This is a genomic window from Acinetobacter sp. AOR14_HL (assembly GCF_027855175.1).
GTDB classification, from domain to species: Bacteria; Pseudomonadota; Gammaproteobacteria; order Pseudomonadales; family Moraxellaceae; genus Acinetobacter; species Acinetobacter calcoaceticus.
The window spans coordinates 1-25409 of sequence record NZ_JAKTII010000015.1 but is presented as its reverse complement, the minus strand read 5'-3'; the positions used below and the strand labels follow the sequence as shown (position 1 = coordinate 25409).

At 40.2% G+C, this 25409-nt stretch carries 28 protein-coding genes and 1 pseudogene; 18 read left to right on the top strand and 11 right to left on the bottom strand.

What is annotated here, in order from left to right; translation table 11 throughout:
- Positions 1–81 precede the first annotated feature (81 nt).
- Positions 82–708, top strand: coding sequence for a LysE family transporter (locus tag MKL38_RS14505; protein WP_005037459.1), 627 nt, complete (start codon positions 82–84; stop codon positions 706–708).
- A gap of 1 nt (position 709) precedes the next feature.
- Here MKL38_RS14505 and znuB read toward each other — a convergent pair whose 3' ends face one another.
- From znuB to MKL38_RS14490, 3 genes are read right to left on the bottom strand one after another with little or no spacing between them, the layout of a single operon-like run.
- Positions 710–1519, bottom strand: a complete 810-nt coding sequence (gene znuB / locus MKL38_RS14500) for a zinc ABC transporter permease subunit ZnuB (protein ID WP_026057177.1) — start codon at positions 1517–1519, stop codon at positions 710–712.
- A gap of 3 nt (positions 1520–1522) precedes the next feature.
- Positions 1523–2311, bottom strand: a complete 789-nt coding sequence (gene znuC, locus MKL38_RS14495) for a zinc ABC transporter ATP-binding protein ZnuC (protein ID WP_080026135.1) — start codon at positions 2309–2311, stop codon at positions 1523–1525.
- Positions 2284–2781 (bottom strand): transcriptional repressor, encoded by a 498-nt coding sequence (locus MKL38_RS14490; RefSeq protein ID WP_003655556.1) that lies wholly within the window; start codon positions 2779–2781, stop codon positions 2284–2286. The genes znuC and MKL38_RS14490 overlap by 28 nt, the downstream gene beginning before the upstream one ends.
- A gap of 127 nt (positions 2782–2908) precedes the next feature.
- Between MKL38_RS14490 and MKL38_RS14485 the strand changes: the two genes are divergently transcribed.
- The 10 genes from MKL38_RS14485 to MKL38_RS14440 all read left to right on the top strand — a co-directional run bounded on the left by MKL38_RS14485 (position 2909) and on the right by MKL38_RS14440 (position 11085).
- Positions 2909–3748 (top strand): metal ABC transporter solute-binding protein, Zn/Mn family, encoded by an 840-nt coding sequence (locus MKL38_RS14485; protein ID WP_005037453.1) that lies wholly within the window; start codon positions 2909–2911, stop codon positions 3746–3748.
- A gap of 170 nt (positions 3749–3918) precedes the next feature.
- On the top strand, positions 3919–4317 hold the full coding sequence (locus tag MKL38_RS14480; RefSeq protein WP_003655545.1) for an ATP synthase subunit I: 399 nt from the start codon (positions 3919–3921) through the stop codon (positions 4315–4317).
- A gap of 104 nt (positions 4318–4421) precedes the next feature.
- On the top strand, positions 4422–5297 hold the full coding sequence (gene atpB, locus MKL38_RS14475) for a F0F1 ATP synthase subunit A (RefSeq protein ID WP_003655543.1): 876 nt from the start codon (positions 4422–4424) through the stop codon (positions 5295–5297).
- A gap of 84 nt (positions 5298–5381) precedes the next feature.
- Positions 5382–5627 carry a F0F1 ATP synthase subunit C gene (gene atpE / locus MKL38_RS14470; RefSeq protein ID WP_000424060.1) on the top strand — a complete coding sequence of 82 codons (246 nt, stop codon included), beginning with the start codon at positions 5382–5384 and terminating at the stop codon, positions 5625–5627.
- 38 nt (positions 5628–5665) lie between these two features.
- A complete protein-coding gene (locus MKL38_RS14465) occupies positions 5666–6136 on the top strand; it encodes a F0F1 ATP synthase subunit B (RefSeq protein ID WP_003655537.1) in 471 nt (156 codons plus the stop codon).
- A 12-nt stretch (positions 6137–6148) separates the two neighbouring features.
- Positions 6149–6685, top strand: a complete 537-nt coding sequence (locus MKL38_RS14460; RefSeq protein WP_003655534.1) for a F0F1 ATP synthase subunit delta — start codon at positions 6149–6151, stop codon at positions 6683–6685.
- 46 nt (positions 6686–6731) lie between these two features.
- Positions 6732–8276, top strand: a complete 1545-nt coding sequence (gene atpA / locus MKL38_RS14455) for a F0F1 ATP synthase subunit alpha (protein WP_005037448.1) — start codon at positions 6732–6734, stop codon at positions 8274–8276.
- 77 nt (positions 8277–8353) lie between these two features.
- On the top strand, positions 8354–9223 hold the full coding sequence (atpG, locus tag MKL38_RS14450; protein WP_003655530.1) for a F0F1 ATP synthase subunit gamma: 870 nt from the start codon (positions 8354–8356) through the stop codon (positions 9221–9223).
- A 30-nt stretch (positions 9224–9253) separates the two neighbouring features.
- A complete protein-coding gene (atpD, locus tag MKL38_RS14445) occupies positions 9254–10648 on the top strand; it encodes a F0F1 ATP synthase subunit beta (RefSeq protein WP_003655528.1) in 1395 nt (464 codons plus the stop codon).
- Positions 10649–10665: 17 nt separating this feature from the next.
- Positions 10666–11085 (top strand): F0F1 ATP synthase subunit epsilon, encoded by a 420-nt coding sequence (locus MKL38_RS14440; RefSeq protein ID WP_003655525.1) that lies wholly within the window; start codon positions 10666–10668, stop codon positions 11083–11085.
- A gap of 62 nt (positions 11086–11147) precedes the next feature.
- Here the strand turns inward: MKL38_RS14440 and MKL38_RS14435 are convergent, their stop codons facing one another.
- The 4 genes from MKL38_RS14435 to MKL38_RS14420 all read right to left on the bottom strand — a co-directional run bounded on the left by MKL38_RS14435 (position 11148) and on the right by MKL38_RS14420 (position 14554).
- Positions 11148–11744, bottom strand: coding sequence for a hypothetical protein (locus MKL38_RS14435; protein WP_270903593.1), 597 nt, complete (start codon positions 11742–11744; stop codon positions 11148–11150).
- A gap of 142 nt (positions 11745–11886) precedes the next feature.
- Positions 11887–12432 (bottom strand): glutathione peroxidase, encoded by a 546-nt coding sequence (locus MKL38_RS14430; RefSeq protein WP_205470030.1) that lies wholly within the window; start codon positions 12430–12432, stop codon positions 11887–11889.
- Between the two features lie 121 nt (positions 12433–12553).
- Positions 12554–13318 (bottom strand): AraC family transcriptional regulator, encoded by a 765-nt coding sequence (locus tag MKL38_RS14425; protein ID WP_003655519.1) that lies wholly within the window; start codon positions 13316–13318, stop codon positions 12554–12556.
- Positions 13319–13339: 21 nt separating this feature from the next.
- On the bottom strand, positions 13340–14554 hold the full coding sequence (locus tag MKL38_RS14420) for an MFS transporter (RefSeq protein ID WP_199991067.1): 1215 nt from the start codon (positions 14552–14554) through the stop codon (positions 13340–13342).
- Positions 14555–14689: 135 nt separating this feature from the next.
- Between MKL38_RS14420 and MKL38_RS14415 the strand changes: the two genes are divergently transcribed.
- Positions 14690–15343, top strand: a complete 654-nt coding sequence (locus MKL38_RS14415; protein WP_080595492.1) for a TetR/AcrR family transcriptional regulator — start codon at positions 14690–14692, stop codon at positions 15341–15343.
- Between the two features lie 105 nt (positions 15344–15448).
- Entirely contained in the window at positions 15449–16369 is a 921-nt protein-coding gene (locus MKL38_RS14410) for a DMT family transporter (protein ID WP_003655508.1), read from the top strand.
- A 390-nt stretch (positions 16370–16759) separates the two neighbouring features.
- Here MKL38_RS14410 and MKL38_RS14405 read toward each other — a convergent pair whose 3' ends face one another.
- Genes MKL38_RS14405 through MKL38_RS14395 form a run of 3 tightly spaced genes read right to left on the bottom strand, consistent with a single transcriptional unit; the run spans position 16760 to position 19686 of the window.
- Entirely contained in the window at positions 16760–17329 is a 570-nt protein-coding gene (locus MKL38_RS14405) for an L-threonylcarbamoyladenylate synthase (RefSeq protein WP_080026138.1), read from the bottom strand.
- A gap of 51 nt (positions 17330–17380) precedes the next feature.
- Entirely contained in the window at positions 17381–18511 is a 1131-nt protein-coding gene (dprA, locus tag MKL38_RS14400) for a DNA-processing protein DprA (protein ID WP_270903592.1), read from the bottom strand.
- Positions 18512–18531: 20 nt separating this feature from the next.
- A complete protein-coding gene (locus tag MKL38_RS14395; protein WP_270903591.1) occupies positions 18532–19686 on the bottom strand; it encodes a LysM peptidoglycan-binding domain-containing protein in 1155 nt (384 codons plus the stop codon).
- Positions 19687–19808: 122 nt separating this feature from the next.
- Here MKL38_RS14395 and def point away from each other — a divergent pair, with 122 nt between their 5' ends.
- The 4 genes from def to MKL38_RS14375 all read left to right on the top strand — a co-directional run bounded on the left by def (position 19809) and on the right by MKL38_RS14375 (position 23256).
- Positions 19809–20339 carry a peptide deformylase gene (gene def / locus MKL38_RS14390; protein WP_004795267.1) on the top strand — a complete coding sequence of 177 codons (531 nt, stop codon included), beginning with the start codon at positions 19809–19811 and terminating at the stop codon, positions 20337–20339.
- Between the two features lie 43 nt (positions 20340–20382).
- The gene (locus MKL38_RS14385; protein ID WP_270903590.1) at positions 20383–20808 is read left to right on the top strand and encodes a DUF2946 family protein; all 426 of its coding nucleotides are present in this window, start codon (positions 20383–20385) and stop codon (positions 20806–20808) included.
- Positions 20809–20880: 72 nt separating this feature from the next.
- Positions 20881–22995 carry a TonB-dependent copper receptor gene (locus tag MKL38_RS14380; RefSeq protein WP_270903589.1) on the top strand — a complete coding sequence of 705 codons (2115 nt, stop codon included), beginning with the start codon at positions 20881–20883 and terminating at the stop codon, positions 22993–22995.
- 54 nt (positions 22996–23049) lie between these two features.
- On the top strand, positions 23050–23256 hold the full coding sequence (locus MKL38_RS14375; protein ID WP_270903588.1) for a hypothetical protein: 207 nt from the start codon (positions 23050–23052) through the stop codon (positions 23254–23256).
- A gap of 67 nt (positions 23257–23323) precedes the next feature.
- Here the strand turns inward: MKL38_RS14375 and MKL38_RS14370 are convergent, their stop codons facing one another.
- Positions 23324–24538 (bottom strand): oxygenase MpaB family protein, encoded by a 1215-nt coding sequence (locus MKL38_RS14370; RefSeq protein ID WP_270903587.1) that lies wholly within the window; start codon positions 24536–24538, stop codon positions 23324–23326.
- Between the two features lie 89 nt (positions 24539–24627).
- On the opposite strand from MKL38_RS14370, the pseudogene MKL38_RS14365 reads away from it, so the two are divergent.
- Positions 24628–25198 (top strand): annotated as a pseudogene (locus MKL38_RS14365) (TetR/AcrR family transcriptional regulator).
- Positions 25199–25409 lie beyond the last annotated feature (211 nt).

Genomic DNA, 25409 nt, shown 5'->3' with positions numbered 1-25409 from the left:
TTCTTGATTTTATTGTTTGAATTCTCATCAAGATAGTTTTATAAAACAGTATAATTCCACTTTTATAGTTTATTTTTCGCTATGTCTCTGCAAGTTTGGTTCGCTTATATGTTGGCCTGTTGGGTAATTAGTATCTCACCAGGTGCGGGAGCAATTGCTTCAATGTCGAGTGGTTTAAACTATGGTTTTAGGCATGGCTATTGGAATGCAATCGGTTTACAAATTGCTTTGCTCCTTCAAATTATGGTGGTGGCAGCGGGTGTTGGGGTTTTATTTGCAACGACACCTTTGGCTTTTCAGTTTGTGAAATGGTTTGGTGTGATTTACTTGTTATATCTTGCTTATTTACAATGGACAGCACCTATAAAAGATATAGAAATTCAACAAGAAAAAAGAGATAAATCTGTATTTGCGCTATTGCTAAATGGCTTTGTGGTCAATATTAGTAATCCCAAAGCGATTGTATTTCTATTGGCTGTGCTGCCGCAGTTTTTAGATTTGAGTAAGCCTCAATGGATACAGTACCTGATTATGGCTGTGACTATGATTAGTATTGATTTGGTTGTCATGGCTGGATATACAGGGCTGGCATCAAAGGTTCTAAGATTACTTCGTTCGCCTAAACAGCAAAAATATTTGAATAGGGGGTTTGCTGTTATGTTTAGCTGTGCGGCTTTATTATTAAGTACAGTTCATCAGGCGTCCTGATTCAGGCCGCCTGTGTTTGATTTTTTAGCTTTTGAGTTATAAAAATAATGGCAAAAGTTAACGCCATACATAAAACAATACTCAAGCCTGTAGAGATATTCAGTGCTGCGCTTGACCATAGGCCGACACTCACACCAAGCTGGGCTAACACGAATGCCCAAATAACCATTTGCTTTGGTGAGTTTGCCAGTAAGCGAGCGCTTAAAGCAGGTATTACGAGTAATGCACCCATAAGTAAGGAACCTACAGCACGCAAAGCTAAGACAGTAAATAAAGCCAATAAAAGCATAAAAATAAGACGTTGCCAGTTCGCATTTACCCCTTCACTGACTGCAATGTCTGGATCAATTGCAAACTGTATTTGCGGCTGCCAAAAGCGGTAAAGAATTACGAGTGATATCGCAATAACTAAAGTGAAAACTGGTAAGTCGGGCCAGTCAATACTCAGTAAATCACCAAATAAATAACTTAATAGCTCTGGTCTTAAACTTGGTACATGTTGAATAAACAATAAACCACTACAGAGTAATGTCGCTGAGCATAAGGCTAAGAGAGCATCATTGGGTAAGCGATTGTCATGTAGCGCCCATAAAATTGCGACTAATAAAATGGCAGTGCCTGCAACACCAAGCCAAAGAGGAAGGCTTAAAGCACCTGCGATAGCGACCCCAAGTAGGGTGCCATGTGCCATGGTGTCAGCAAAAAAAGACATTCGTCTCCACAGCATTAGACAACCAAGAGGCGCGGTCAAAAAGACCAGTAAGGTTCCCATAATCCATGCGGGCAACAATAATTGTAACCATTCCATCATGGCTTAAGCTTCCGGTTCTGGGTGGATGTGAGGGCGGTCATTATGAGGGCAGGGGTGTGCAGCATCACCGTGAGCACAGTGATCATGATGATGTTGATAGAAAACCCGTTGAGTTCCAAATATAGCCTGATATTCAGGATGTTGTTGAATGTTCTCGGGTAGTCCACTACAGCAAATATGTTTATTTAAACACACTACACGGTGTGTTCCTTCCATCACCCATTGTAAGTCATGGGAAACAATTAAAATTGCACAGTTATATCGTTCCGGCAAACTGCGGACATACTCATAAAGTTCAGCCTCAGACTGAATATCTAAGCCTTGCATCGGTTCATCAAGAACCAAAATATCTGGCTGGCGAAGTAAGGCACGCGCTAGTAGTACTCGTTGGCGCTCTCCACCAGAAAGTTGTTGTACTTTTGATTGTTGTAACTTGGAAATGCCTGTGTCTTGAATAATTTCTTGACGCAGGGCAGGGTTGCATTTTTCTAAATCAAGTAAATCCTGAACACGCAAAGGTAGGCTGTGTGAAGGATTGAACTTTTGTGGCACATAAGCCATTTTAAGCTTTTTATGATGGATAACTCGGCCACTACTTGGCTGGAGAATACCGAGTAGAACTTTAATAAGTGTTGATTTACCTGCACCATTGGGACCAATCAAAGACACAATTTCATTTTGATGTAGAGCAAAATCAACTTTTTTTAAAATATCCCGATTATCGCGATGAACAGAAACCTGCTCAAGCTGAATTAATACAGGATTTAAGGAGTTGTGCGGCACTGTTGGCATTTCCCCGAAATTTCAATAATGCTGTGTTGAGCCACGAACTCATCTGACGCTGCAAGTTGGTCAAGCTGGTGAGTTAAACCTTGAGAAGAGGCTTCTTTAACCATGTGGCATTCGGTACAAATCAAGAATGCTGCTTGATGGCCTTCACGAGGGTGGCAACAGGGAATATAGGCATTAATAGAAGTTAGGCGATGGATCAAACCTTTTTCTAATAAAAAATCTAAAGTTCTATATACAGTTGGAGGAGCAGCGGGGCGATCAGTTTGACTTTTTATACGTGCGAGTAAGTCATATGCACCCATTGGACCCGAAGCGTTTAAAATGAGTTCCAAAACTTCTTTGCGCAAAGGCGTAAGTCGTGCGCCAGTCGCAGAACATAAATTTTCTGCTTCAGCTAAACGGTTTGCGACATTATGGTGATCATGCACACCATGCAAAGAATCATGATGTTCATGCGAGCAGGAACTCATAGAAATAACCTCGAATTTTTAACGGAATATTAGCATGAAGCGATGCTTCATTCGATTAATCTTAGGTATTTTTGTAACTTTGTTATATTATAACATGCTTCGAGCTAATTTAAATTGATGGTCTAGCATGTTCCGTTTTTTTGTTTTCAGTATGTTCTCGCTTTTGAGTACGTTAGGGTGGAGTCAGGGTTTGGTGGTTTCTACACACCCGATTTATCTGATTGCAAAAGAAATCACTCAGGGTGTTGAAGAACCTCAGCTTTTGCTTAAAGGTCAGACCGGTCATGACGTACAGCTGACTCCGGCTCACCGTAAAGCAATTAATGATGCATCTTTAGTGATCTGGTTGGGTAAGGCTCATGAAGCCCCTCTAAATAAATTGTTAGGTAATAATAAAAAAGCGATTGCCTTATTAGATAGTGGCATAGTCTCTGTTTTACCCCTGCGTAGTACACGCGGCGTGGCTTTACCTAATACAGTAGACACCCATGTGTGGTTAGAACCAAACAATGCAGTTCGAATCGGTTTCTTTATTGCTGCTTTACGTTCTCAGCAGCATCCTGAAAACAAGGCTAAATATTGGAATAATGCCAATATGTTTGCCCGTAAGATGTTTCAGGCTGCACAAGTTTACGATAGTACAAGTAATGGTAAGCCATATTGGTCATATCATGATGCCTATCAATATTTAGAGCGCTCGTTAAACTTAAAGTTCGCAGGTGCTTTGACGGATGATCCGCATGTTGCACCAACAGCAGCTCAAATTAAGTATCTTAATGATAATCGACCGAAAAATCAGATGTGTTTGCTCGCAGAAAGTTTTACCACTAAAAGTCAGTATCAAAAATTAGGTAACATTACTTTTCAGCCAGTAGACGAGAGCATGAATAACGAGGATGATTTCGTCACTGCATGGAAGAAACTGGCTATAAAAACAGATAAATGTGTATTAAGTACGCAAAAGTAAGATAAAAAATAAACAAAGGCTGACTGTAGCGTCAGCACCACCGGTCATGAAAAAGCCCGACTAAAGTCGGGAAAAGATTGCATGTTCAGGGGTGTAACTCTATAATGCCTGCGATTAAAAGCGATCATCAGCTAAACTTGTCAAGCATTTATGCTGTGAGTGGATAAATAATGAGCCGAACTAGTCGCTTGATTGACCGACGATTAGCAAAAGCTTTGGTCTTCTTACAAGCATGTATGATCCCTGTTTCCGCCCTCGTGGCGTGGAGCATAAAAGACATGACAGCAGCATTAAGTGCGGCACTTGGTGCACTGGTTTGCTGGCTTGCTATGAGTTATTTCTCATGGCAATCCTTCAGAACAGCAGGTGCGAGAGCATCAAAACAAGTGCTGTCTAACATGTATAGGGGCATGTTAGGCAAATTTGCAATCATGATCGTTGGATTTATTTTGATTTTGAGCAATGTTAAACCTTTATCACCGTTAGCATTGCTGTTTGGTTTTATTCTCGTTCAGGCAATGTCGTGGGTCGCTCCGTTTTGGGTGTCACGTCTAGAAAAACGGGTATAGAAACAAGAAGAATTGAAGATTTTTTGGAGGGTGGCGAGATATCGACAGTACGCCGATGTTCGTAACCCTTCTTTTTAGTAATTGACATTGACCAGGTGTGATTTATGGCTGCTGAAGAACATGCCCTCACTTCGACAGAGTATATCAAGCATCACTTGACCAATATGACCTATGGCAAAATGCCAGACGGTACATGGAAATTGGCTGAGACTGCTGAAGAAGCTCATTCGATGGGGTTCACTGCAATTCACTTGGATTCAATGGGTTGGTCAATTGGCCTTGGTGTGATTTTCTGTTTGATGTTCTGGATCGTTGCGAAAGCTGCAAATGCAGGTGTTCCAACTAAATTCCAGTCAGCAATCGAAATGATCATTGAGTTTGTTGACTCAAGTGTCCGTGATACTTTTCATGGCAAATCACGTTTAATCGCTCCGCTTGCATTAACTATTTTCGTGTGGATTTTCCTCATGAACTTAATGGACTTGTTCCCAGTTGACTGGATTCCTCAAGTTGCAGCGTTTGTAGGTGCAAACGTATTTGGTATGGACCCTCACCACGTTTACTTCAAGATCGTTCCATCTACAGATCCAAACATTACTTTAGGTATGTCTTTATCTGTATTTGTACTTATCTTGTTCTACAGCATCCGTGAAAAGGGTGTTGGCGGTTTCGTTGGCGAGTTGGCACTTAACCCATTTAACCCAAGTAATCCAGTTGCAAAAGCGTTGCTTATTCCAGTGAACTTGATTTTGGAATTGGTAACATTCCTTGCTCGTCCGATTTCATTAGCTCTCCGACTATTCGGTAACATGTATGCCGGTGAGTTGATCTTTATCCTAATTGCTTTATTGCCGTTTTGGATTCAATGGGCGTTGTCTGTGCCTTGGGCGATCTTCCACATTCTTGTAATCACGTTGCAGGCATTCATCTTTATGATGCTTACCATCGTTTACTTGAGCATGGCAAGCGAAAAACATTAATGGTATTGCCTAACTATCAAACGATGGTTGGGCTGAATTTTTTTAATTTAATTTGGTAATAACCTAACCTCTGAGGAATTTTTCATGGAACTCACTTTAGGTCTAGTTGCAATTGCATCTGCTATCTTGATCGCTTTCGGTGCTTTAGGTACTGCGATTGGTTTTGGTCTTTTGGGTGGTCGCTTTCTAGAAGCTGTTGCTCGTCAACCAGAATTGGCTCCACAACTTCAAACTCGTATGTTCTTAATCGCGGGTCTTCTTGATGCTGTGCCTATGATCGGTGTTGGTATTGGCTTGTTCTTCATCTTCGCTAATCCATTTGTAGGTTAATCATCTTAATTCCTAAATCCACTATTTGAGGAATTGCAATGAATATCAACCTCACATTGATTGGTCAAGCGATTGCGTTTGCATTCTTTGTTGCATTCTGCATGAAGTTTGTTTGGCCACCACTAATCAATGCGATTAGTGAGCGTCAGCGTAAAATTGCTGATGGCTTAAATGCAGCAGAAAAAGCGAAAGCTGAACTTGCCGATGCACAATCGCAAGTAAAGCAAGAGCTTGATGCAGCTAAAGCACAAGCGGCTCAATTGATCGAACAAGCGAACCGTCGTGCAGCACAATTGATCGAAGAATCTCGTACTCAAGCTGCGGCTGAAGGTGAGCGTATTCGTCAACAGGCTAAAGAAGCTGTTGATCAAGAAATCAATTCTGCTCGCGAAGAATTACGTCAACAAGTAGCTGCTTTGGCAGTAACTGGCGCAGAAAAAATCCTGAACCAGCAAGTTGACGCAGAAGCTCATAACGCCATGCTGTCTCAGCTGGCTGCTAAACTTTAAGAGAGGCGAATCATGGCTGAACTCTTGACGTTGGCACGTCCGTATGCCAAAGCAGCATTTGCTTATGCTTCTGAGCAAGGTGCAACAGACAATTGGTCGAATGCGTTACAAGTGCTCAGTGCTGCGGTGCAAGACGAAGCATTTTCCGCTTATTTAAATCGCCCTGAACTTACTCCTGTGGAGCAAGTGAAGCTTTTTGCTAAAGTTTTAGGTGAAGATCAGTCTCAAGCAGTGTCTAACTTTTTGACACTTCTTGCAGATAACGATCGTTTAATGTTGTTACCTGAAATTGAAGCAGAATATGAACAGCTTAAATCACAGAATAACAACAATGTGGATGTCGTGATTGAATCGGCTTTCCCATTAACTGCTGAGCAAGAGCAATTGTTGAAATCTGCTTTAGAAAAGCGTTTTAACAGTACTGTAACTGTTTCAGTTGAAGTTAAACCTGAGCTTATTGCAGGTGTTGTGATTCGTGCAGGCGATCAAGTGATAGATGATTCTGCGCTTAACAAGCTTGAAAAAATGCGTACTCGTCTTCTTGCATAATGCAAATGATGAAGACTGAACTATTAAAAGATTGAGGAATAGCGCAATGCAACAACTGAATCCATCCGAGATCAGTGCGCTCATTAAACAGCGTATCAGCGATCTGGACACCAGCGCGACCGCTAAAAACGAAGGTACCATTGTTATGGTATCCGACGGTATCGTGCGCATTCACGGTCTTGCTGATGCAATGTACGGTGAAATGATCGAATTTGACGGCGGCTTATTTGGTATGGCACTGAACCTAGAACAGGATTCAGTGGGTGCCGTTGTCTTAGGTAACTACTTAAGCCTTCAAGAAGGTCAAAAAGCTCGTTGTACAGGTCGTGTACTTGAAGTTCCAGTTGGTCCGGAACTTCTTGGCCGTGTTGTCGACGCTTTAGGTAACCCAATTGATGGTAAAGGCCCAATTGATGCAAAATTAACTGATGCTGTTGAAAAAGTAGCACCAGGCGTAATTTGGCGTCAGTCTGTAGACGAACCTGTTCAAACTGGTTATAAATCAGTTGATACCATGATTCCTGTGGGTCGTGGGCAGCGTGAGTTGATTATTGGTGACCGTCAAACTGGTAAAACAGCGATGGCGATCGATGCGATTATCGCTCAGAAAAATTCTGGCATTAAATGCGTATACGTTGCGATTGGTCAAAAACAATCAACAATTGCAAACGTTGTACGTAAGCTAGAAGAAACTGGCGCTATGGCGTATACAACTGTTGTCGCTGCTGCGGCTGCTGATCCTGCTGCAATGCAGTACTTAGCTCCGTACTCTGGCTGTACAATGGGTGAATACTTCCGTGACCGCGGTGAAGACGCTCTTATTATTTATGATGATTTGTCTAAGCAAGCAGTTGCTTACCGTCAAATTTCATTGCTTTTACGTCGTCCACCAGGCCGTGAAGCATATCCGGGTGACGTATTCTATCTTCACTCACGTCTTCTTGAACGTGCTTCTCGTGTATCTGCTGACTACGTTGAGAAATTCACTAATGGCGCAGTAACTGGTAAAACTGGTTCTTTAACTGCATTGCCAATTATTGAAACTCAAGCAGGTGACGTATCTGCATTCGTACCAACGAACGTAATTTCGATTACTGACGGTCAGATCTTCTTAGAAACATCATTATTCAACGCAGGTATTCGTCCTGCTGTGAACGCGGGTATCTCTGTATCTCGTGTTGGTGGTTCTGCTCAAACTAAGATCATCAAAAAATTGTCTGGTGGTATCCGTACTGCTTTAGCACAATACCGTGAATTGGCTGCGTTTGCTCAGTTCGCTTCTGACCTTGACGAAGCAACTCGTAAGCAACTTGAACATGGTCAACGTGTAACTGAGTTAATGAAGCAAAAGCAATATGCTCCTTACTCAATTGCTGACCAAGCTGTTTCTGTTTATGCATCTAACGAAGGCTATATGGCTGACGTAGAAGTTAAGAAAATCGTAGACTTTGATGCTGCGTTAATTTCTTACTTCCGCTCAGAATATGCTCCGTTGATGAAACAAATCGATGAAACTGGTGATTACAACAAAGACATCGAAGCAGCAATCAAAGCAGGTATTGAAAGCTTTAAAGCGACTCAAACTTACTAAGTTTAGTTTTAGTTAAGTTTGGTTCACGGATCAACCTTCGGAAGCTCGAAAGGGCTTTCGAATACTAGGTTAAGCGTATGGCAAATTTAAAAGAAATTCGCGCCAAAGTAGCTAGTATCAAGAGCACGCAAAAGATTACTCGCGCGATGCAAATGGTAGCTGCTTCTAAAATGCGTCGTGCGCAAGAGCGCATGGCTCAGGGCCGTCCGTATGCCGATAATATGCGCCGTGTAATTGCTCACTTGGTTCAAGCAAACCCTGAATACAAACACCGTTATATGGTTGACCGCCCTGTTAAGCGCGTTGGCTATATCGTAGTGTCTTCAGATCGTGGTTTGGCCGGTGGCTTGAACATTAACTTGTTCAAGAAAGTTGTGCAGCATGTCAAAGCACAACAACAGCAGTCAATTGAAGTTGAATTTGCTTTAATTGGTCAAAAAGCGGTTTCGTTTTTTAAGAATTACGGCGGTAAAGTGCTTGGTGCAACTACCCAACTTGGCGATGCGCCGAGTTTGGAACAGTTAACTGGCTCAGTCCAAGTTATGCTTGATGCATTTGATAAGGGCGAATTAGATCGTATCTACCTCGTATCAAATGGCTTCATTAATGCAATGACTCAGCAGCCTAAAGTTGAACAACTTGTTCCTTTAGCACCAGCAGAAGAAGGCGATGATCTCAACCGTACTTATGGTTGGGACTATATCTACGAACCAGAAGCAGAACAATTGTTAAATGGTTTGTTGGTTCGCTATATCGAGTCTATGGTTTATCAAGGTGTGATTGAAAACGTTGCATGTGAGCAGTCAGCTCGTATGGTCGCGATGAAAGCAGCGACAGACAACGCAGGACAACTGATTAAAGACCTACAACTCATTTACAACAAGCTGCGTCAAGCCGCGATTACTCAGGAAATTTCTGAGATCGTTGGCGGTGCCGCTGCCGTTTAACATTATTAAGTTTGAATTGAGGAGACAGCAATGAGTAGCGGTCGTATCATTCAGATCATCGGCGCGGTTATCGACGTCGAGTTTGAGCGCAATAGCGTTCCTAAGATCTATGACGCTCTCCAAGTTGACGGTACTGAAACTACATTAGAAGTTCAGCAACAGCTTGGCGATGGTGTTGTTCGTACCATCGCAATGGGTTCTACAGAAGGTCTTAAACGTGGCCTTAATGTAACTAGCACAAATGCACCGATTTCTGTTCCAGTAGGTCCAGCTACGCTTGGTCGTATCATGGACGTTTTGGGCCGCCCAATTGATGAAGCTGGTCCAGTTGCAACTGAAGAACGTTTGCCAATTCACCGTCAAGCGCCTTCTTATGCTGAACAAGCTGCTTCTACTGACCTTTTAGAAACTGGTATTAAAGTAATTGACTTACTTTGCCCGTTTGCAAAAGGTGGTAAAGTTGGTTTATTCGGTGGTGCTGGTGTTGGTAAAACCGTTAACATGATGGAGTTGATCAACAACATCGCGAAAGCTCACTCAGGTTTATCTGTGTTTGCTGGTGTTGGTGAGCGTACTCGTGAAGGTAATGACTTCTACCACGAGATGAAAGATTCTAACGTTCTTGACAAAGTAGCAATGGTCTACGGTCAGATGAATGAGCCACCAGGTAACCGTTTACGCGTAGCGTTAACTGGTTTGACTATGGCTGAATACTTCCGTGATCAAAAAGACGAAAATGGTAAAGGTCGTGACGTATTATTATTCGTCGACAACATCTACCGTTATACTCTTGCAGGTACTGAAGTATCAGCATTGTTAGGTCGTATGCCATCTGCGGTAGGTTACCAACCTACACTTGCAGAAGAAATGGGTGTTCTTCAAGAGCGTATTACGTCTACTAAATCTGGTTCGATCACATCGATCCAAGCAGTATACGTACCTGCCGATGACTTAACAGATCCATCGCCTGCAACTACATTTGCTCACTTAGATGCAACAGTAGTATTGAGCCGTGACATCGCATCTTCTGGTATCTATCCAGCGATCGATCCACTTGACTCAACTTCACGTCAGTTAGACCCATTAGTTGTTGGTCAAGAGCATTATGAAATTGCACGTTCTGTACAGAACATTTTGCAACGTTATAAAGAGCTTAAAGACATCATCGCAATCTTGGGTATGGATGAGTTAGCTGAAGAAGATAAATTGGTTGTTTACCGTGCGCGTAAAATCCAACGTTTCTTCTCTCAACCATTCCACGTAGCTGAAGTGTTTACTGGTGCTCCTGGTAAATTAGTATCGCTTAAAGAAACGATTCGTGGCTTTAAAGGTCTATTAGCTGGTGAATACGATCACATCCCAGAACAAGCGTTCTATATGGTTGGTGGTATTGACGAAGTGATTGCTAAAGCTGAGAAACTCTAATTTAAGGAGATCATCTCATGGCGACTATGCAATGTGATGTCGTAAGTGTTAAAGAGTCTATTTACTCTGGCGCAGTAACGATGTTAATCGCGAAAGGCGCAGGTGGTGAACTTGGTATTTTGCCAGGACACGCACCACTTGTGACTTTGCTTCAACCGGGCCCGATTCGTGTTCAGTTGGAAAATGGTACAGAAGAAATCGTCTATGTATCTGGCGGTGTTTTAGAGGTTCAACCTCATGTTGTAACGGTTCTTGCAGATACTGCAATCCGTGCTGACAACTTGGATGAAGCTGCAATTTTAGAAGCACGTAAAAATGCTGAACAATTGCTTGCGAACCAAAAGAGTGATTTGGACTCAGCTGCTGCATTGGCATCTCTATCAGAGATTTCAGGTCAGCTTGAAACTATCCGTAAGATGAAGAACCGCGCATTATAATTTGTGCAGTGTTCATCAAAAAAAGCCACCGTAAGGTGGCTTTTTTATTATTTGGATATAACTTAAGAATCAGTTTTTGAGTCTGGCTTCTCATCTCCAGCCATAATCATAGCTGCGAGTTTAACCATATCCATTTGAATGGTATTAAGCTGTTTTTCAATTTGGTCAAAATTGATTTGATCTAATTTCCCGTTCAGTAAAGGCATGCTTAGAGCTTGTTGATTTGCATGTAATAAACTTTGGCGAATATTCTCAATTTCCTGACTTTTGATATCTAAGGTGAGAAGAGCTTGATTTAAACCTTGTAATTGCTGTTTTAAAGTTGAAACAGTTGTTTTTAATTCATTTTGATTTTTATCTTGAATAGCTTGTTCAACATCAAGTTGAGTGTCTTTAAGTTGTTCAACATAATCTCCAGCTTTAAGCTGTAAATTAGCAGCATCTCGAACCATATAAAAAATATTGCCGCTTTTAAGTTCAGTTTTGCTTGGAGCAATATCTGACTCTTGTCGTTCAATAGCTTGATCAGATGCCTGTTCAGTTATTTCAGTATTTTCTTGTTCAGTAGCATGGTCTTGTGCCTGATCACACCCGAGTAAAAGCATGCCTGAGGCAAAAATTACAAAAGGAAGAAATGCACCCTGTAAAACTTTTTTCATAACTACAAACAACATCAAATAAAGCAAATAGGTACTATAGGCATAAAATATGGAGAAAGATTGTATTTTTGCAAACAAACAACATTTTGACTAGATAATAAAAAAGAGCGTAGAAAACGCCCTTTTTTACGTTTTTTTAACGTTATTTTGCTAACTCTGCTTCAACTGCTTTAACGATTTGTTCATCATCCGCAGTTAGGTTTGGAGCAAAACGAGCAACTACTTCGCCATTTTTACTAATTAAAAATTTCTCGAAGTTCCATAAAACTTCTGGAGCTGGATTAGTTGGAATACCTAAGCCTTCTAAACGCTCACGGAAAGGTCCTTCACCAGTACGTTCTGGTTGAGCTGCTGTCAAAGTTTGATAAAGTGGATGCTTATCTTCACCGACAACAGATACTTTAGAGAATAAAGGGAAGTGAACATCATAATTTAATGAACAGAATTGTTGAATTTCTTCATCTGAACCTGGTTCTTGCTCTTTAAAGTTGTTTGCTGGAAAACCTAAAATTTCAAGACCTTGATCTTTTTTTGCTTGATAAAGCTTTTCTAAGCCTTCGTATTGTGGAGTTAAGCCACATTTAGAAGCAGTATTTACAATAAGTAAAACCTTGCCTTTATATTGTTCAAGGTCAACCGTTTCGCCTGAAATAGCTTTTACTGGAATATGATATACAGATTGTGTCATGAGTATTTCCTAAAGATTGTAGTTGATATCAAGTAACGCATTTGTTTTAACTGCTATTGAGGGGTAGTGCAATAATATTCGTGTTCAAAAAAGAAAAAGATTTTAAAAGATAAACTGAATTCTAGTTATTTCTAATTTGAATAGGTGTTTGCCCAGTATAACGTTTAAAAAACTCAATAAAACTTGAGCTATGTTGATAACCTAAATCATATGCTAAACGCTTAATGGGTGTTCCTTGTCGTATTTGATGAATTGCATAAACAATTTTGGCTCGATTTCGCCATTCCGATAAAGAGAGTTGTAGCTCTTGTTGACTCAAACGTAACAGATGACGGTCACTTACCGAAAAATTTTGGAGTAACTGTTGTAAAGAGTGATCAAAAAGTAATGGGTCGGAAAGCTTTTCTAAAATAGGCAATAAAACTGGATGTCGCGTTTGAGGCAAATAATGCGAATAGGCTGGGGCTTGTTGTAACTGGTCGAATAAGACTTGTAAAAGATGTTCTAAATATTCAGGCTTTTTATTCTGCTTCTGTTGTTCCAGAATTTGGAGGACCAACGTCCGAAAAAAGGGCTGGATACTAAAACACTGACAGACATCTCCTAAAACAGAGCATAGGCGGGGATGTAGACGAATACAGATATAGTGAATTTCGTGATCAATATCAGTCGATTGATGAACCGTTTGAGGTGGAATCCAAAGTCCATAACTAGGTGGAGACAGATATAGCTGTTCTTCCACCTGCATTTCTAAAATGCCATTTAAGCTGAAATTAAAATCTCCCCAGAGCGAGGCATGAGGACGAACAATATCTTCTTTTTGATATAGAAATTCATGAACCTCTATACTGTTCAATAAAGAAAATTGTTGGTCCTCATTATTCATCTTTGTACTCAGACTAATATTTTAATTTTCACAGGTCGCTTTAGGGTTGTTTAAGCCTTTTGCTAGGGTAAAAGTACTTACGAGTGCTAAAGCAACAAAACTTAATACGCCATAAATTAAGGTATTTTCATTGAAATGATCAACCACATAACCGCCTAATAATGAACCTGTGGCAATCATGACCTGAAACATACCTACAAAAAGAGGCATACCTTTTTCAACTGCATGTGGCGCATGTACAAACATCCAAATATTGGCTGAGGTAGGAAAAGCACCAAATGCGAAGCCCCATAAAGCAGTTAAGACAATAGCACCAAATTCATGAATGGCAAAAAGTGGGAATCCAAAAAATACAATTGCAAAGCAAGCACTAACAAAGGCAAGTGTATATCGGACATTCAAATTACCACTATATCCAGCAAATGCATTTCCGAAAATACCTGCAATTCCATAGAGCAATAATAATGAACTAATCGTTGTACCATTAAAGCCTGCAATATTCTTAAAGAAAGGCGCTAAATAGCTATATGCACAAAAATGAGCAAGGCCGATAAGCAAGACAATCAGCATGCCGCTACGTGCTTTAGGCGTGCGTAATAATGCTGGTAAGTCCCTCATATGGATTGGCGAGTCTGGAACAAGTTTAGGTAAAAAGATTAATTGTAAGATTAAAACAATTAAGCCAATTCCTGCTGTAATTCCAAAAGCACTGCGCCAGCCATAAAATTCACTTAACCATGTTCCAATAGGAACACCCAAAACTGTCGCAAAAGTTACACCTGCCATTACAACAGCAGTTGCTTTAGCAATAGGGAGATGAGTGGGAGCTAATTTTCCACTTAAAGCGATTGCTGTGGCCCAGAACCCGCCAATTGAGATTCCTAAAATTAAGCGACTAAGTAATAAAATATGAAAGTTTTCAGCAAAAGCAGTAATGGTATTGGCAATAACCATAATTGCTGTCAGTAAAATGAGAACATAGCGTCGATCAAGTTGTTTCACTGAAACTGGTAATAAGGGGGCAGCAATCGCGGCCATAATGCCGGGTACAGTAATAATAAGACCGGCTGTACCTACAGAAATATTTAAATCTGTTGCAACACTATTTAAAACACCAACAGGTAAAAATTCACTTGTTACTAATGCAAATGCTGCAATGGCAACGGCCAAAATGGCAAACCAGCTTCCCTGTGGGGAGGTCGTGGGCCGCGCTTTAGAGATAGAAGATTGGTCCATAGGAAATCCTTACTTGGCTAAATTTGGAGTGAGGAACGGCAATTTATTATTTAACTAACGATCATTATGAAAATAAAATAGTTGATAAAAAATCGAACGTCAATTAATTTAATAACGATTGTTATAAAAATAGATGTGATCTTTATGACAAATACGCATGAAACGAATTTGATCGCTGCTGAAGACACGCTGAAAAAAAAGCGTGGGCGGCCTAAATGCTTTGATGAACAGCAGGTTTTGCAAAAAGCAATGTTGCTTTTTTGGGAGCATGGCTATGAAGCAACGTCGATCAGTGATTTAACACAGGCTTTGGAAATTACAGCACCAAGTTTATACAGTGCGTTTGGAGATAAGGCTGGGCTGTTTTATCAAAGTATTGATTACTACTTGGCTCATGAAGCATGCCCTATTGAAACCATCTTTTTAGAAGCAAAAACAGCAAAAATCGCTTTTGAACTTTATCTATACGATAACGTTAAAAGACTCGTCCAGCCAAATAAGCCCGCTGGTTGTATGCTCGTCGTTGCAGCTATGAATTGTTCTGACGCTACTCAGAATGTACAGCAGAATCTTCTCGATAAACGAATAAAGACCAAAGAAAAATTATTCAAACGTCTTCAACAAGGTGTAGAGCAGGGTGATTTGTCTTCGAATGCGCCGTTACAGGAAATGACAGACTTTTATGCAACTGTCATTCAAGGGTTAACGATTCAAGCAAGAGATGGGGCGAGTACCGAGCAATTACACAAAGTTGTGGAACATGCCATGAAGACTTGGACATTATTCTAAAAAATGGATGATGTCCTAAGTTCAATATCAATGTCGGAAATACGATATTTCAATTTATTAAGACATTCTTCAAAATAAACTCTCTTTTGTAGATGGCGTATTACTATGAGTCAGGTCATGAAATATCATAAATGGGCATTTATATTCCCCATTTTGGCAGTACTGATTTGGTCTTTAAATATTGTAGTTACCCGCTATGTTTCTGATTATATCTCTCCTGTCAGTATCAGTTTTTATCGGTGGTTAATCGCCTTTATTATTTTAACCCCATTTATGTTGCTACCAGTTTGGAAACAGCGACACTTATTAAAACAATATTTGCCTAAATTAGCAGTATTAAGTGCATTTGGAATGGTGCTTTATCAAGGACTTGCTTATACGGCTGCCCATTATACTAGTGCAACTAATATGGGAATTGTGAATGCATTTATTCCGATCTTTACTATTTTTGTTTCTCTTGCCATTTTAAAAGATGTACCTAATCGCTTTGCAGTTTTTGGCAGTATTTTGTCTTTTGCAGGTTTGCTCTATGTCATGTCCCAAGGAGATATTGGCCACTTATTAAGTTCTGGTGGACATCTTGGTGATGCCTTAATGATTATCGCTGTGTTCTTTTATGCATTTTATGGTGTTTTTCTTAAAAAATGGCAGTTGCCACTCCCAATCATGACGAGCTTATATGTCCAGATTGGTTTTTCTGTAATATTTCACCTTCCTTTGATTTTCTGGTTCGGACTGGATGCTTTAAATGCACAAAATGCTCCGAGTGCTATTTATGCAGGGGTATTTGCTTCACTCATTGCGCCTTTAGTTTGGATGTTGGCTGTTCAGCAATTAGGTCCTAATAGAACAAGTATCTTTATGAACTTAGTTCCTGTGTTTACAGCAATTATTGCGAGTGTCTGGTTATCTGAGCAGTGGACCATTTATCACACACTAGGTGGTGTAATAATTTTAATTGGTATCATCATGGCTCAAAAGAAGGTCAGTTCCAAAAAGAGTGAGCTGATACAAGAGCAAAACTAAGACCACTAAAAAAACTATGGCATATTTTGAAAAAAATTAATGAAAATATGCCATTTTTTTATTAGTTAAAGCTTTTCTATATGATTTATAAATAGATTATAAAACTAGGTTGAAATATAAATATTAAAAAAGCCGAATAAAAATATTAATATAATTTTAATTTTTAAGCGAAAAACCGTAAATTCCCTACACTTTTCATGCTTTTTTTAGAGAAATTATATATTTCTCTCATTTAGTCTATTGCCACATAATAGCGACCACTACGAAAGACGCTCTTTTTGGCAAATTATCTTTCGTTGCAGAGATATCCAAACCCTCTGGATGCGGTATATACCCATCCTTTTTTATGCTCAGTTATCCCTATATAACTGAGCTTTTTTTTGTCTGAAATTAGGCGCGGATAATCTCGCCTGTGAGAGCATTAATAATTCTACTTGGCTGCTGACTTTGGCCTAAATCACCATTGAGATAGTTCAATTGTGAACCAAAGTATTGGCAGGCATCTTGTAGTGAATGAGCAGGTTCTTGCCCACTTGGATTAGCGCTAGTTGAGACAATAAAACCATGAAAAGCATTGCATAATGCTACACACAAAGGATGTGTGGTAACTCGAACAGCGACAAGTGGATGTTCACCTTTAATCCATGAAGGAATATGTTCACCAGCTGGCAAGAGCCAAGTTGTGGCTCTTTCTGAGGGTTGGTGATTCGTCCAACAATCAATAATTTCTTGTTGGGTTGTTTGAGGTAAAGAGGTTAACAGGTGCTCAACTTGGCTAATATGGCCGGCTAATAAAATGACACCCTTCTCAATAGGTCTTTGTTTCAGCTCTAGAATTTTTTGAAAAGCTTGTTCGTTAAAAGGGTCGCAACCTAGCCCCCAAACTGCCTCAGTTGGATACGCCAAGACTTGACCTTGATGTAAACTTTCGGCTGCTTCGGTAACTGAGGTGGTAATCATGGTAATACTCTTCCTTTCAATCAGACAGAATTGCTATTGTGCGCTCCAGTACTAAGAGCGACAACGTAAATACAACCCTGATTGTTGCATACATAAACCAAGTAGTTCTAGTTCCATGAGTGAAGAGGTGAGTTCAGCAACGGGTTGTGAATGGTGCACAACAAGCTGATCGATATCTTGGCCGACCCAGTCTAAAGATTGATATAGTTTAATTAAATGTTCAGGAATTTCTGGCGCGCCAGTTTCAGCTGTCTCACTTTGACTTTGTTGCTGACTCTGCCATTGGGTTGGAAGAGCAAGGTCCTCAATAATCTGTTCAGGATGATCGACTAAGATTGCGCCTTCACGAATAAGCTGATGGCAGCCCTGATGAAATTCACTATAAATATGACCAGGAATAGCAAACACCGTTTTACCTTGCTCAGCAGCTTTGTTGGCAGTAATCAGAGAGCCACTTTTTAAAGTTGCTTCGACGACAAGTACTCCTAAACTCAAACCACTAACAATTCGGTTCCTACGTGGAAAATGCTGTTGTAATGGTGGCGTACCGGGTAGAAACTCAGTAATGATGGCGCCGTTTTGAGCCAAGATCTGTTCTGCAAGTTTTTTATTCTGAGCAGGGTAGGTGCTGTCTAGACCTGTTCCGGTTACAGCAATAGTTCGTTGATGTACTGAAGCTCCTTGATGAGCGGCTTCATCAATGCCATATGCCAAACCACTACTTATATAAAATCCTTTTTCACTTAAGTAATAGGCAAAGTCATAAGCAACCTGACGACCATGCGGGCTTGGTTTTCGACTACCCACAATAGCAATTTGTGGCTGTAGCAAAGCTTGAGCTTGGCCTTTTCCAAAAATGATGGGCGGATGATCTGTGTAAGGTAGCAATTGCGTAGGATAACCAGAGTCATCGGGCGTTAAAATAAAGTCGGTATATTGCTGGATCTGCTCAATCAGTTTTTCAAAATGAGCCTGACCTTGAGCAGTTTGAAATTCATCTACGCGTTTTAAATGATTGGCATGTAAACCGAGATTAGACCATTGGGCTAACCCAGCAGGTTGGACAGCTGTTTCACAGCTACCGAAATAGTCGACAATTTTTTTAAAGCTAACTAAAGAGTGCTGCACCAAATACCACACTTTAAGGGTGTGGTAATGGTGTGAAGAAAGTTGAGTAAGCATTGTAAAGTGTATATCCAGCGTTAATCGTCAAAACGAGGTGGCTGAATACTTGAACCTACTTTAATAGGTAATTCACTTTCTAATACATAGGCATAGCTAAGCTGATCAAAGGTTCTAAAAACCATCAGACTACCAATCTGTTGTCCAGGCAACTGTATTGGTTCTTTGGTTTTAGGGTCTCGAATAGTCTCACCTTTTTGATTAATATCAAAAACTTGCCCCACTTGAATCCCTTGTGCTGTACCTCGGTCTAAAGTTACGACACTATTTTTGGCAGCGCTGCCAATTGAACCCATTACACGAATGATCTTGCCGGCATCTGTAACTTGAGTGGCGTCTACCGGATAAAATAAAGTAGGTAATGTTGCTTCTTCTTCTGGCATAACCCGATCACCACGACGCACTTCGGAATCGTAGCTATCAGTTAACTCAAGCGTTGTTATGTCCTTTTCAGAAGAGATCGCAATTCCTGAGGCAACTTGTTGTAGTTCAATACCTAGACTGTGTTTTTTGCCCTTACTGTCTGTGAAATAGTAAGGTTCACCTTCACGGTAGACTGCGTAACGTTGGCCATTAACTAAGCCTTGTCCACGGGCATAAATCGTTTGGCCCTTTGCAGCAAGTACGCGCTGATCGGCAGTTCCCACTACATAGGGGGTGTGTTCAATTGCATCGGCTGGTAAAATTGTACTGTGTTCTAACCACTGTTTGATGTCTTCAAGTGGAATAACAGGCACGTTGTCGTTGAGCGACTCCACACGAACTTGGGGTTGTAAGTTTGTCATTTGGCCGGTGTAGCGACGGATAATGCCGACACAACCATCTCCCTCATCTTTACCTATCAATGGGCGACCAGCTAAACTGCATAACAATAATCGGTCACCCGGGTAAATCCAGTGTGGATTTTTGACGTGCTGATTACTTGCCCAGATTTCTGGCCAGCGCCAAGGTTTATTTAGGAAATGACCAGAAATATCCCACAGCGTATCTCCTCGTTTTACAACGTAGACATGTGGTGCATTACTTTTTAGAGAGGGTGGATTATGGTTCGGACTAGCAGCATGAACCTCTGCTACTGTACCCATTGCAACCCCTGTAAAAAGTGCGAAAGCAAGTAAATGCTTTTTTATCCCCAAAGCATGAAATTCAACCATGCCGTTAAAAACCTTTTTCATTATGATAATTCCTAAAAATTATGTGTGCAGATGCGTTATAATAGGCGGCTTACACACAATTTTTCGATGAAGTATTTCCTTCATTTGGTTTTTCAATCAATGGCATAAGTGAGGACGTCAGTATGGCCTTATTACCTATTTTAAGTTTTCCTGATCCCCGTCTTCGTACCATTGCTAAGCCTGTTGAAGAAGTTACTGATGAAATTCGTCAACTTGCAGCAGATATGCTTGAAACCATGTATGCCGCACCAGGTATTGGTTTAGCAGCTTCACAGGTAGATCGTCATATTCAGTTAATCGTTATAGATTTATCTGAAGCTAAAGATGAACCTTTGGTTTTTATTAACCCCAAAATCACTCCGCTGACAGAAGATAAGCAGCAGTACGAAGAAGGCTGCCTATCGGTGCCACAAATATACGACAAAGTTGAGCGCCCGTCACGTGTGAAAATTGAGGCAATTAACCTTGAAGGTCAAGCATTTGAGATAGAAGCTGATGGACTTCTCGCTGTTTGTATCCAACATGAAATGGATCACTTAAATGGCAAATTATTTGTGGATTATTTGTCGCCACTTAAACGTCAGCGTGCGCGTGAAAAAGTCGAAAAAGTTGTTCGTCAACGTGAGCGTGAAAAAGTTGCAGTAAAACGTTAAAAATTTCTATTCTTCAAATATTAATATAGTGTGGATGTGATTTTTGGTTTTTCGTAGTGGTTTACTGCTTGCATGTGCAGCAGTATTTTTACAGATTGCGGTATTTCTACAGCCGCTATTACCGAAGCAATATCAAATTGCTCCGGTCTGTGAAACTATTACCCGTGCTTTGCTGAAGCCCAAAGCACAGACGGAAGCCATGTCACATACCATGCATTCACATCATGAACATCATATTGAACAGGCTCAAGTACCTGAACACCATGACCATCATGATGCAAACCATCAATGTCAATATTGTACCGTCTATGCCAATCTGGTTTTACCACCTGAGTTTGGTGTAAAAGAAGTTTTAGTCCGCATACAAGTCCGCTTAGTTGCCTATCAACAAGCATTTCGACATGTTTACTTTGCGCTACAGCGACTTTTCCTACTCCCGCAAGGGCGCGCACCGCCTCTATTTGCATAAATAAAAGCAATTTTTTGTTGGGGTCTTAACTGACTTCAATATCACTTTATTTATGTTTTAGAGCGTATAAAAATGCCACATTCTAAATTCTTATTACAACCTCTATGGGTTGCGATGCTTGCTGTCTCTCATTCGGGTCTAGTTTTTGCTGATTCAGAAAAAAATGATGCCGATACCAAAACACTTCACTCATTAGCACCTATTGTTGTTACAGCACAGCAAGGTAATGATGCAAATGGTCTGATTGTACATGCCGACCCGAAACAACCCATTCAGCCAGTACCTGCTACAGATGGGGCAGATTATCTGCAAAGTATTATGGGTTTTAACTCAATACAAAGCGGTGGAACAAATGGTGATGTGACCTTCCGAGGCATGTTTGGCTCACGCATCAAAATTCTAACTGACGGAACCGAAAACTTAGGTGCATGCCCAAACCGTATGGATGCCCCAACTTCTTATATCTCTCCAGAAAGTTATGATCGTATTTCTGTGATTAAAGGTCCGCAAACGGTTCAATATGCCAATACGGGTTCGGCAGCGACAGTCCTTTTTGAACGTCAGCCTGAAAAGCTCACCACAGAAAAACCTTATCGTGGACAAGCGAGTGTATTGTTAGGTTCATATGGGCGTATTGACCATAATGTTGAGGCGGCAATTGGTGATGAGAAAAAATATATCCGTTTAAATGCTAATCGTTCTGAGTCCAATAGTTATCAAGATGGTGACGGCAATACTGTGCCTTCAGCATGGGAAAAATGGAATGCTGATGTAGCATTGGGTTTCACTCCAGATGAAAACACATGGGTTGAACTTACTGGTGGAAAATCTGATGGTGAATCGCTCTATGCTGGACGTTCAATGGATGGTTCTCAGTTTGCGCGTGAAAGCTTAGGACTACGTTTCGAAAAGAAAAATATCACTGATGTCATTAAGAAAATTGAAGGGCAGGTGAACTACAGCTATAACGACCATATTATGGATAACTTTAGCTTGCGTACACCGCCATTAGTTGAAATGACACATGGTGGTATGACTATGCTGATGCCGAATCCAATGGCAATGCAAGTGACGCGCCGTACATTAAACTCGCGCTTAGCCATGACTTCTGAATGGAATCAATGGAGCCTGATCACAGGTGTAGATTCTCAATTCAATAAACATGGCGGTAGCATGTCATCGCCAACGATGCCTTCTATGAATATCCCATATCGTCAAGATATGCATTTTCAATCTTATGGTGCTTTTGGTGAACTCGGTTATCAATGGAACGATCTCAACAAACTGGTTACAGGTGTGCGTTTAGACCGAGTAACAGTTGAAGATGAGCGCGCAGATTCTCAAGCAAAAAGCTTTAATACTAAACTTGAAAAGACTTTACCAAGTGCATTTGTCCGCTGGGAAAATCAACATCCTGAGCATGACCTAAAAAGCTATCTCGGTTTAGGTTATGTAGAACGTATGCCTGATTATTGGGAACTTTTTTCGCCTAAACATGGTAATGCCGGCTCAACCAATACCTTTAACGGTGTGAATCCTGAGAAAACACTACAGTTGGATCTGGGCTTTCAGCAACAGCATGGTGCTTTAAATACATGGGCTTCTGCTTATGCAGGCTTAGTCGACGACTACATTCTAATGAGTTACCACCACCACCCAAGCACGGGAATGGGTGGACATGATATGAGCCATGATATTACTGCTGGAGCCAAAAATGTCGATGCAACCATTGCAGGTGCAGAAGCTGGTATTGGCTATCAATTTACCGATCATATTCAGGCTGATTTGAGTGCGATGTATGCATGGGGTAAAAACACCACAGATGACAAACCTTTACCTCAAATTTCACCTTTAGAAGGTCGACTAAATGTTCGCTATGTGGCTGACAAATATAATTTAGGTCTCTTGTGGCGAGCTGTTGCTGAGCAAAATCGCGTGAGTCTACATCAAGGTAACATCGTGGGATATGACCTAAAACCAAGTAAAGGTTTTTCAACTCTTTCTCTAAACGGAAGTTACAACCTTCGTAAAGATATTGATGTCTCTGTCGGCATCGACAACGTATTAGATAAAACCTACACCGAACACTTAAATAAAGCGGGTAGTGCAGGCTTTGGATTTGCGAGTGAAGAGCAGTTTAACAATATCGGAAGAAACTACTGGGTTCGTATGAGCATGAAGTTTTAATAAGCTGTAGCGAATTAAATGAAATGAAAATATTAATTTAACGAGAGAAATCAAATGACAAATAAATTATCGCCTGAACAGTCTTGGTGGGGATGGAAGTTACTTATCGTGGCCTCTATCTTGAGTTTATTGTTTATGATCATTTTTTACTTGGCGATTAACAATGAGCCTGACTACATGCCAAGTCAAAAAAAGAAGCAGATGGTGGAGTCACACGAGCAAATGAATCACGCTGAAATGCATACTTCATCACCTCAATAAGTTCCTAACATTTAAGAATGGAAGTCTGATATCCAGACTTCCATTCTTTATTTTTAGGCTTGGGAAATTATTGATGCATACTCGCTAAGGTTTTTGCTTTACCTTGATTCTGATAAAGACTTAGACCAAGTTTTTGTATATTACGCCCTGATTTAGATAAGAAGTTTTCAATTCTTGGTGAAAGCTTTGCACCACTATAAAGTAATGAATTACGCAAAATCAGATAATAAGCAAACCACGAAGCAGATTGTTGAGGTAATCCGAGTAATCTCATTCTTTTCTTACCAATAAAAAATTGAGTAAGTTCTAAATGTTGTCGATAAGCAAGCTTCTGCTGCAAAGAACGTAAATGCTGATATTTTCTCTCAAAAGGTTCTTTAGATAAGCTCGACCCTAATTCAATACTGCTGTGATCGGAGCGAGGGTGAGCAAATTGCATCCAGTAAAGTAATCGCCAGCCTTGAGTTTCAGATTGAATAAGCCATTTTTCATCAATACCCATCAACCAGCCAACATAACGCCAAAAATGTAAAAAATTCTTAGTTTCCTGTTTTGTCGGCCATATTCCTAAAGCTCGAATTCCTAACAAAACCACACTGCTAAACGCCAAATTGGTCATTGCTAAATCAAACTGATTAAGAGGAATTCCCCAAACTTCGCTATTCCAACGATCAGACTTTTTCAATTGCCGGCGAACGAGTGCATGAATAAAGCGAACATAAATGGTTGAGGTAAAGCCTGAACCCAAACGAGAAAGCCCTTGAGGTTCAGTAATATCAACCCACCATTTGGTAGTCTCTGCTAAACGTGTTCCTGCTTGTTTCTTCAATGCGCCAGTTAAAATTAAAGGTTGATTAAACCCCGGATATAAATATCCCGCCATCAAAGATAAATCTCTAAGAATAAAACCATTATTTATTCCTAAACGATGAGTAAATTTAATAGCCTCATCAATTTGGTGTTGGTCTAACCATTCAGGCTTTTGTTCAATGTAATTAAAGAAATTTTCTAACTCGGTGGGCATCGGCTCAGATAGGTCATCGCGGCCTTGAAATAATATCTTCTCAAAAATCATGCGGTGATCTTTAGGATTTTGCATAACCCAATCAATTACTTTATCCATTTCAACGTCCCCTTCATAAAGAGCACGTTGTAAAGACACATATTCTGCATAGTTTGGCTGTGCTGGTTTTTCGCAACAGACATTTAAAAACTGAGTAAAGAAATTACTGTCTTGCATGTCATTAAAAGAGGCAAGTCGAGTCGGGCTGCTTGTTTGCATATTGTCACTTACTTATTGAACTGAATAATAAATAGGCTAATATGAATAATTATTCGCATTCAATTCACATTTAAAGAATAAAAAAACCAATGAGAAAAGCCCCACAGCAACAGCGTTCAAAAATTATTGTTGACCATATTTTAGAGGCGACACAGCACTGTATTGCCCAATATGGATTGCTCCATACCACGACTCCTAAAATTGCAGAGAGATCTGGAGTAAGTGTGGGTTCAATTTACCAATACTTTGAGAATAAAGATCAAATCATAGAAGAACTGTTGCGCCGTAAAAGCGAACTATTGGGGCAACAACTCAAAGAATTAGTTATGCAGCAAGGAAATATTCCTTTGGATATCCTTATCCCCTTAGCAATTGAACTAGGATTTGCTGCATTAAAAGCCGATCATGGTTTTTTTATAGAGGTACTGAAGCATTGGCATGACTATAGTCATTCGCAAGCTGCTCAGATTTTAGAAAAACATTTTTTTGAAGTTGGACTATATACATTTAGTAGAAATCCCCATCAATGGGACTTCGAACAGGTGAAGCATAAATCCTTTGTAATTATCAATAGTACGCTTTTTACAATGATGAGATATGTTAGTCAGAACAATTTTCTTATATCAGAACAACAACTTAAACAAGAATTATCGAGCATGATACTGGCTTATTTAAGTCAAAAATAAATAATTAAAATAATTATTGATATAAAACAGTATGTTAGTATAGTGTTTGATTTAAAAATGAACGCTCAAGTCATAGGTTTTTAATTTTCGCTTGCAAAGGGATCTTAATCCTCTATAATGCACATCCATCGGCGGTGATGCAGATAGAAACTTGTTGAAAAACAGTTACTTGGAATTGAGTTGGT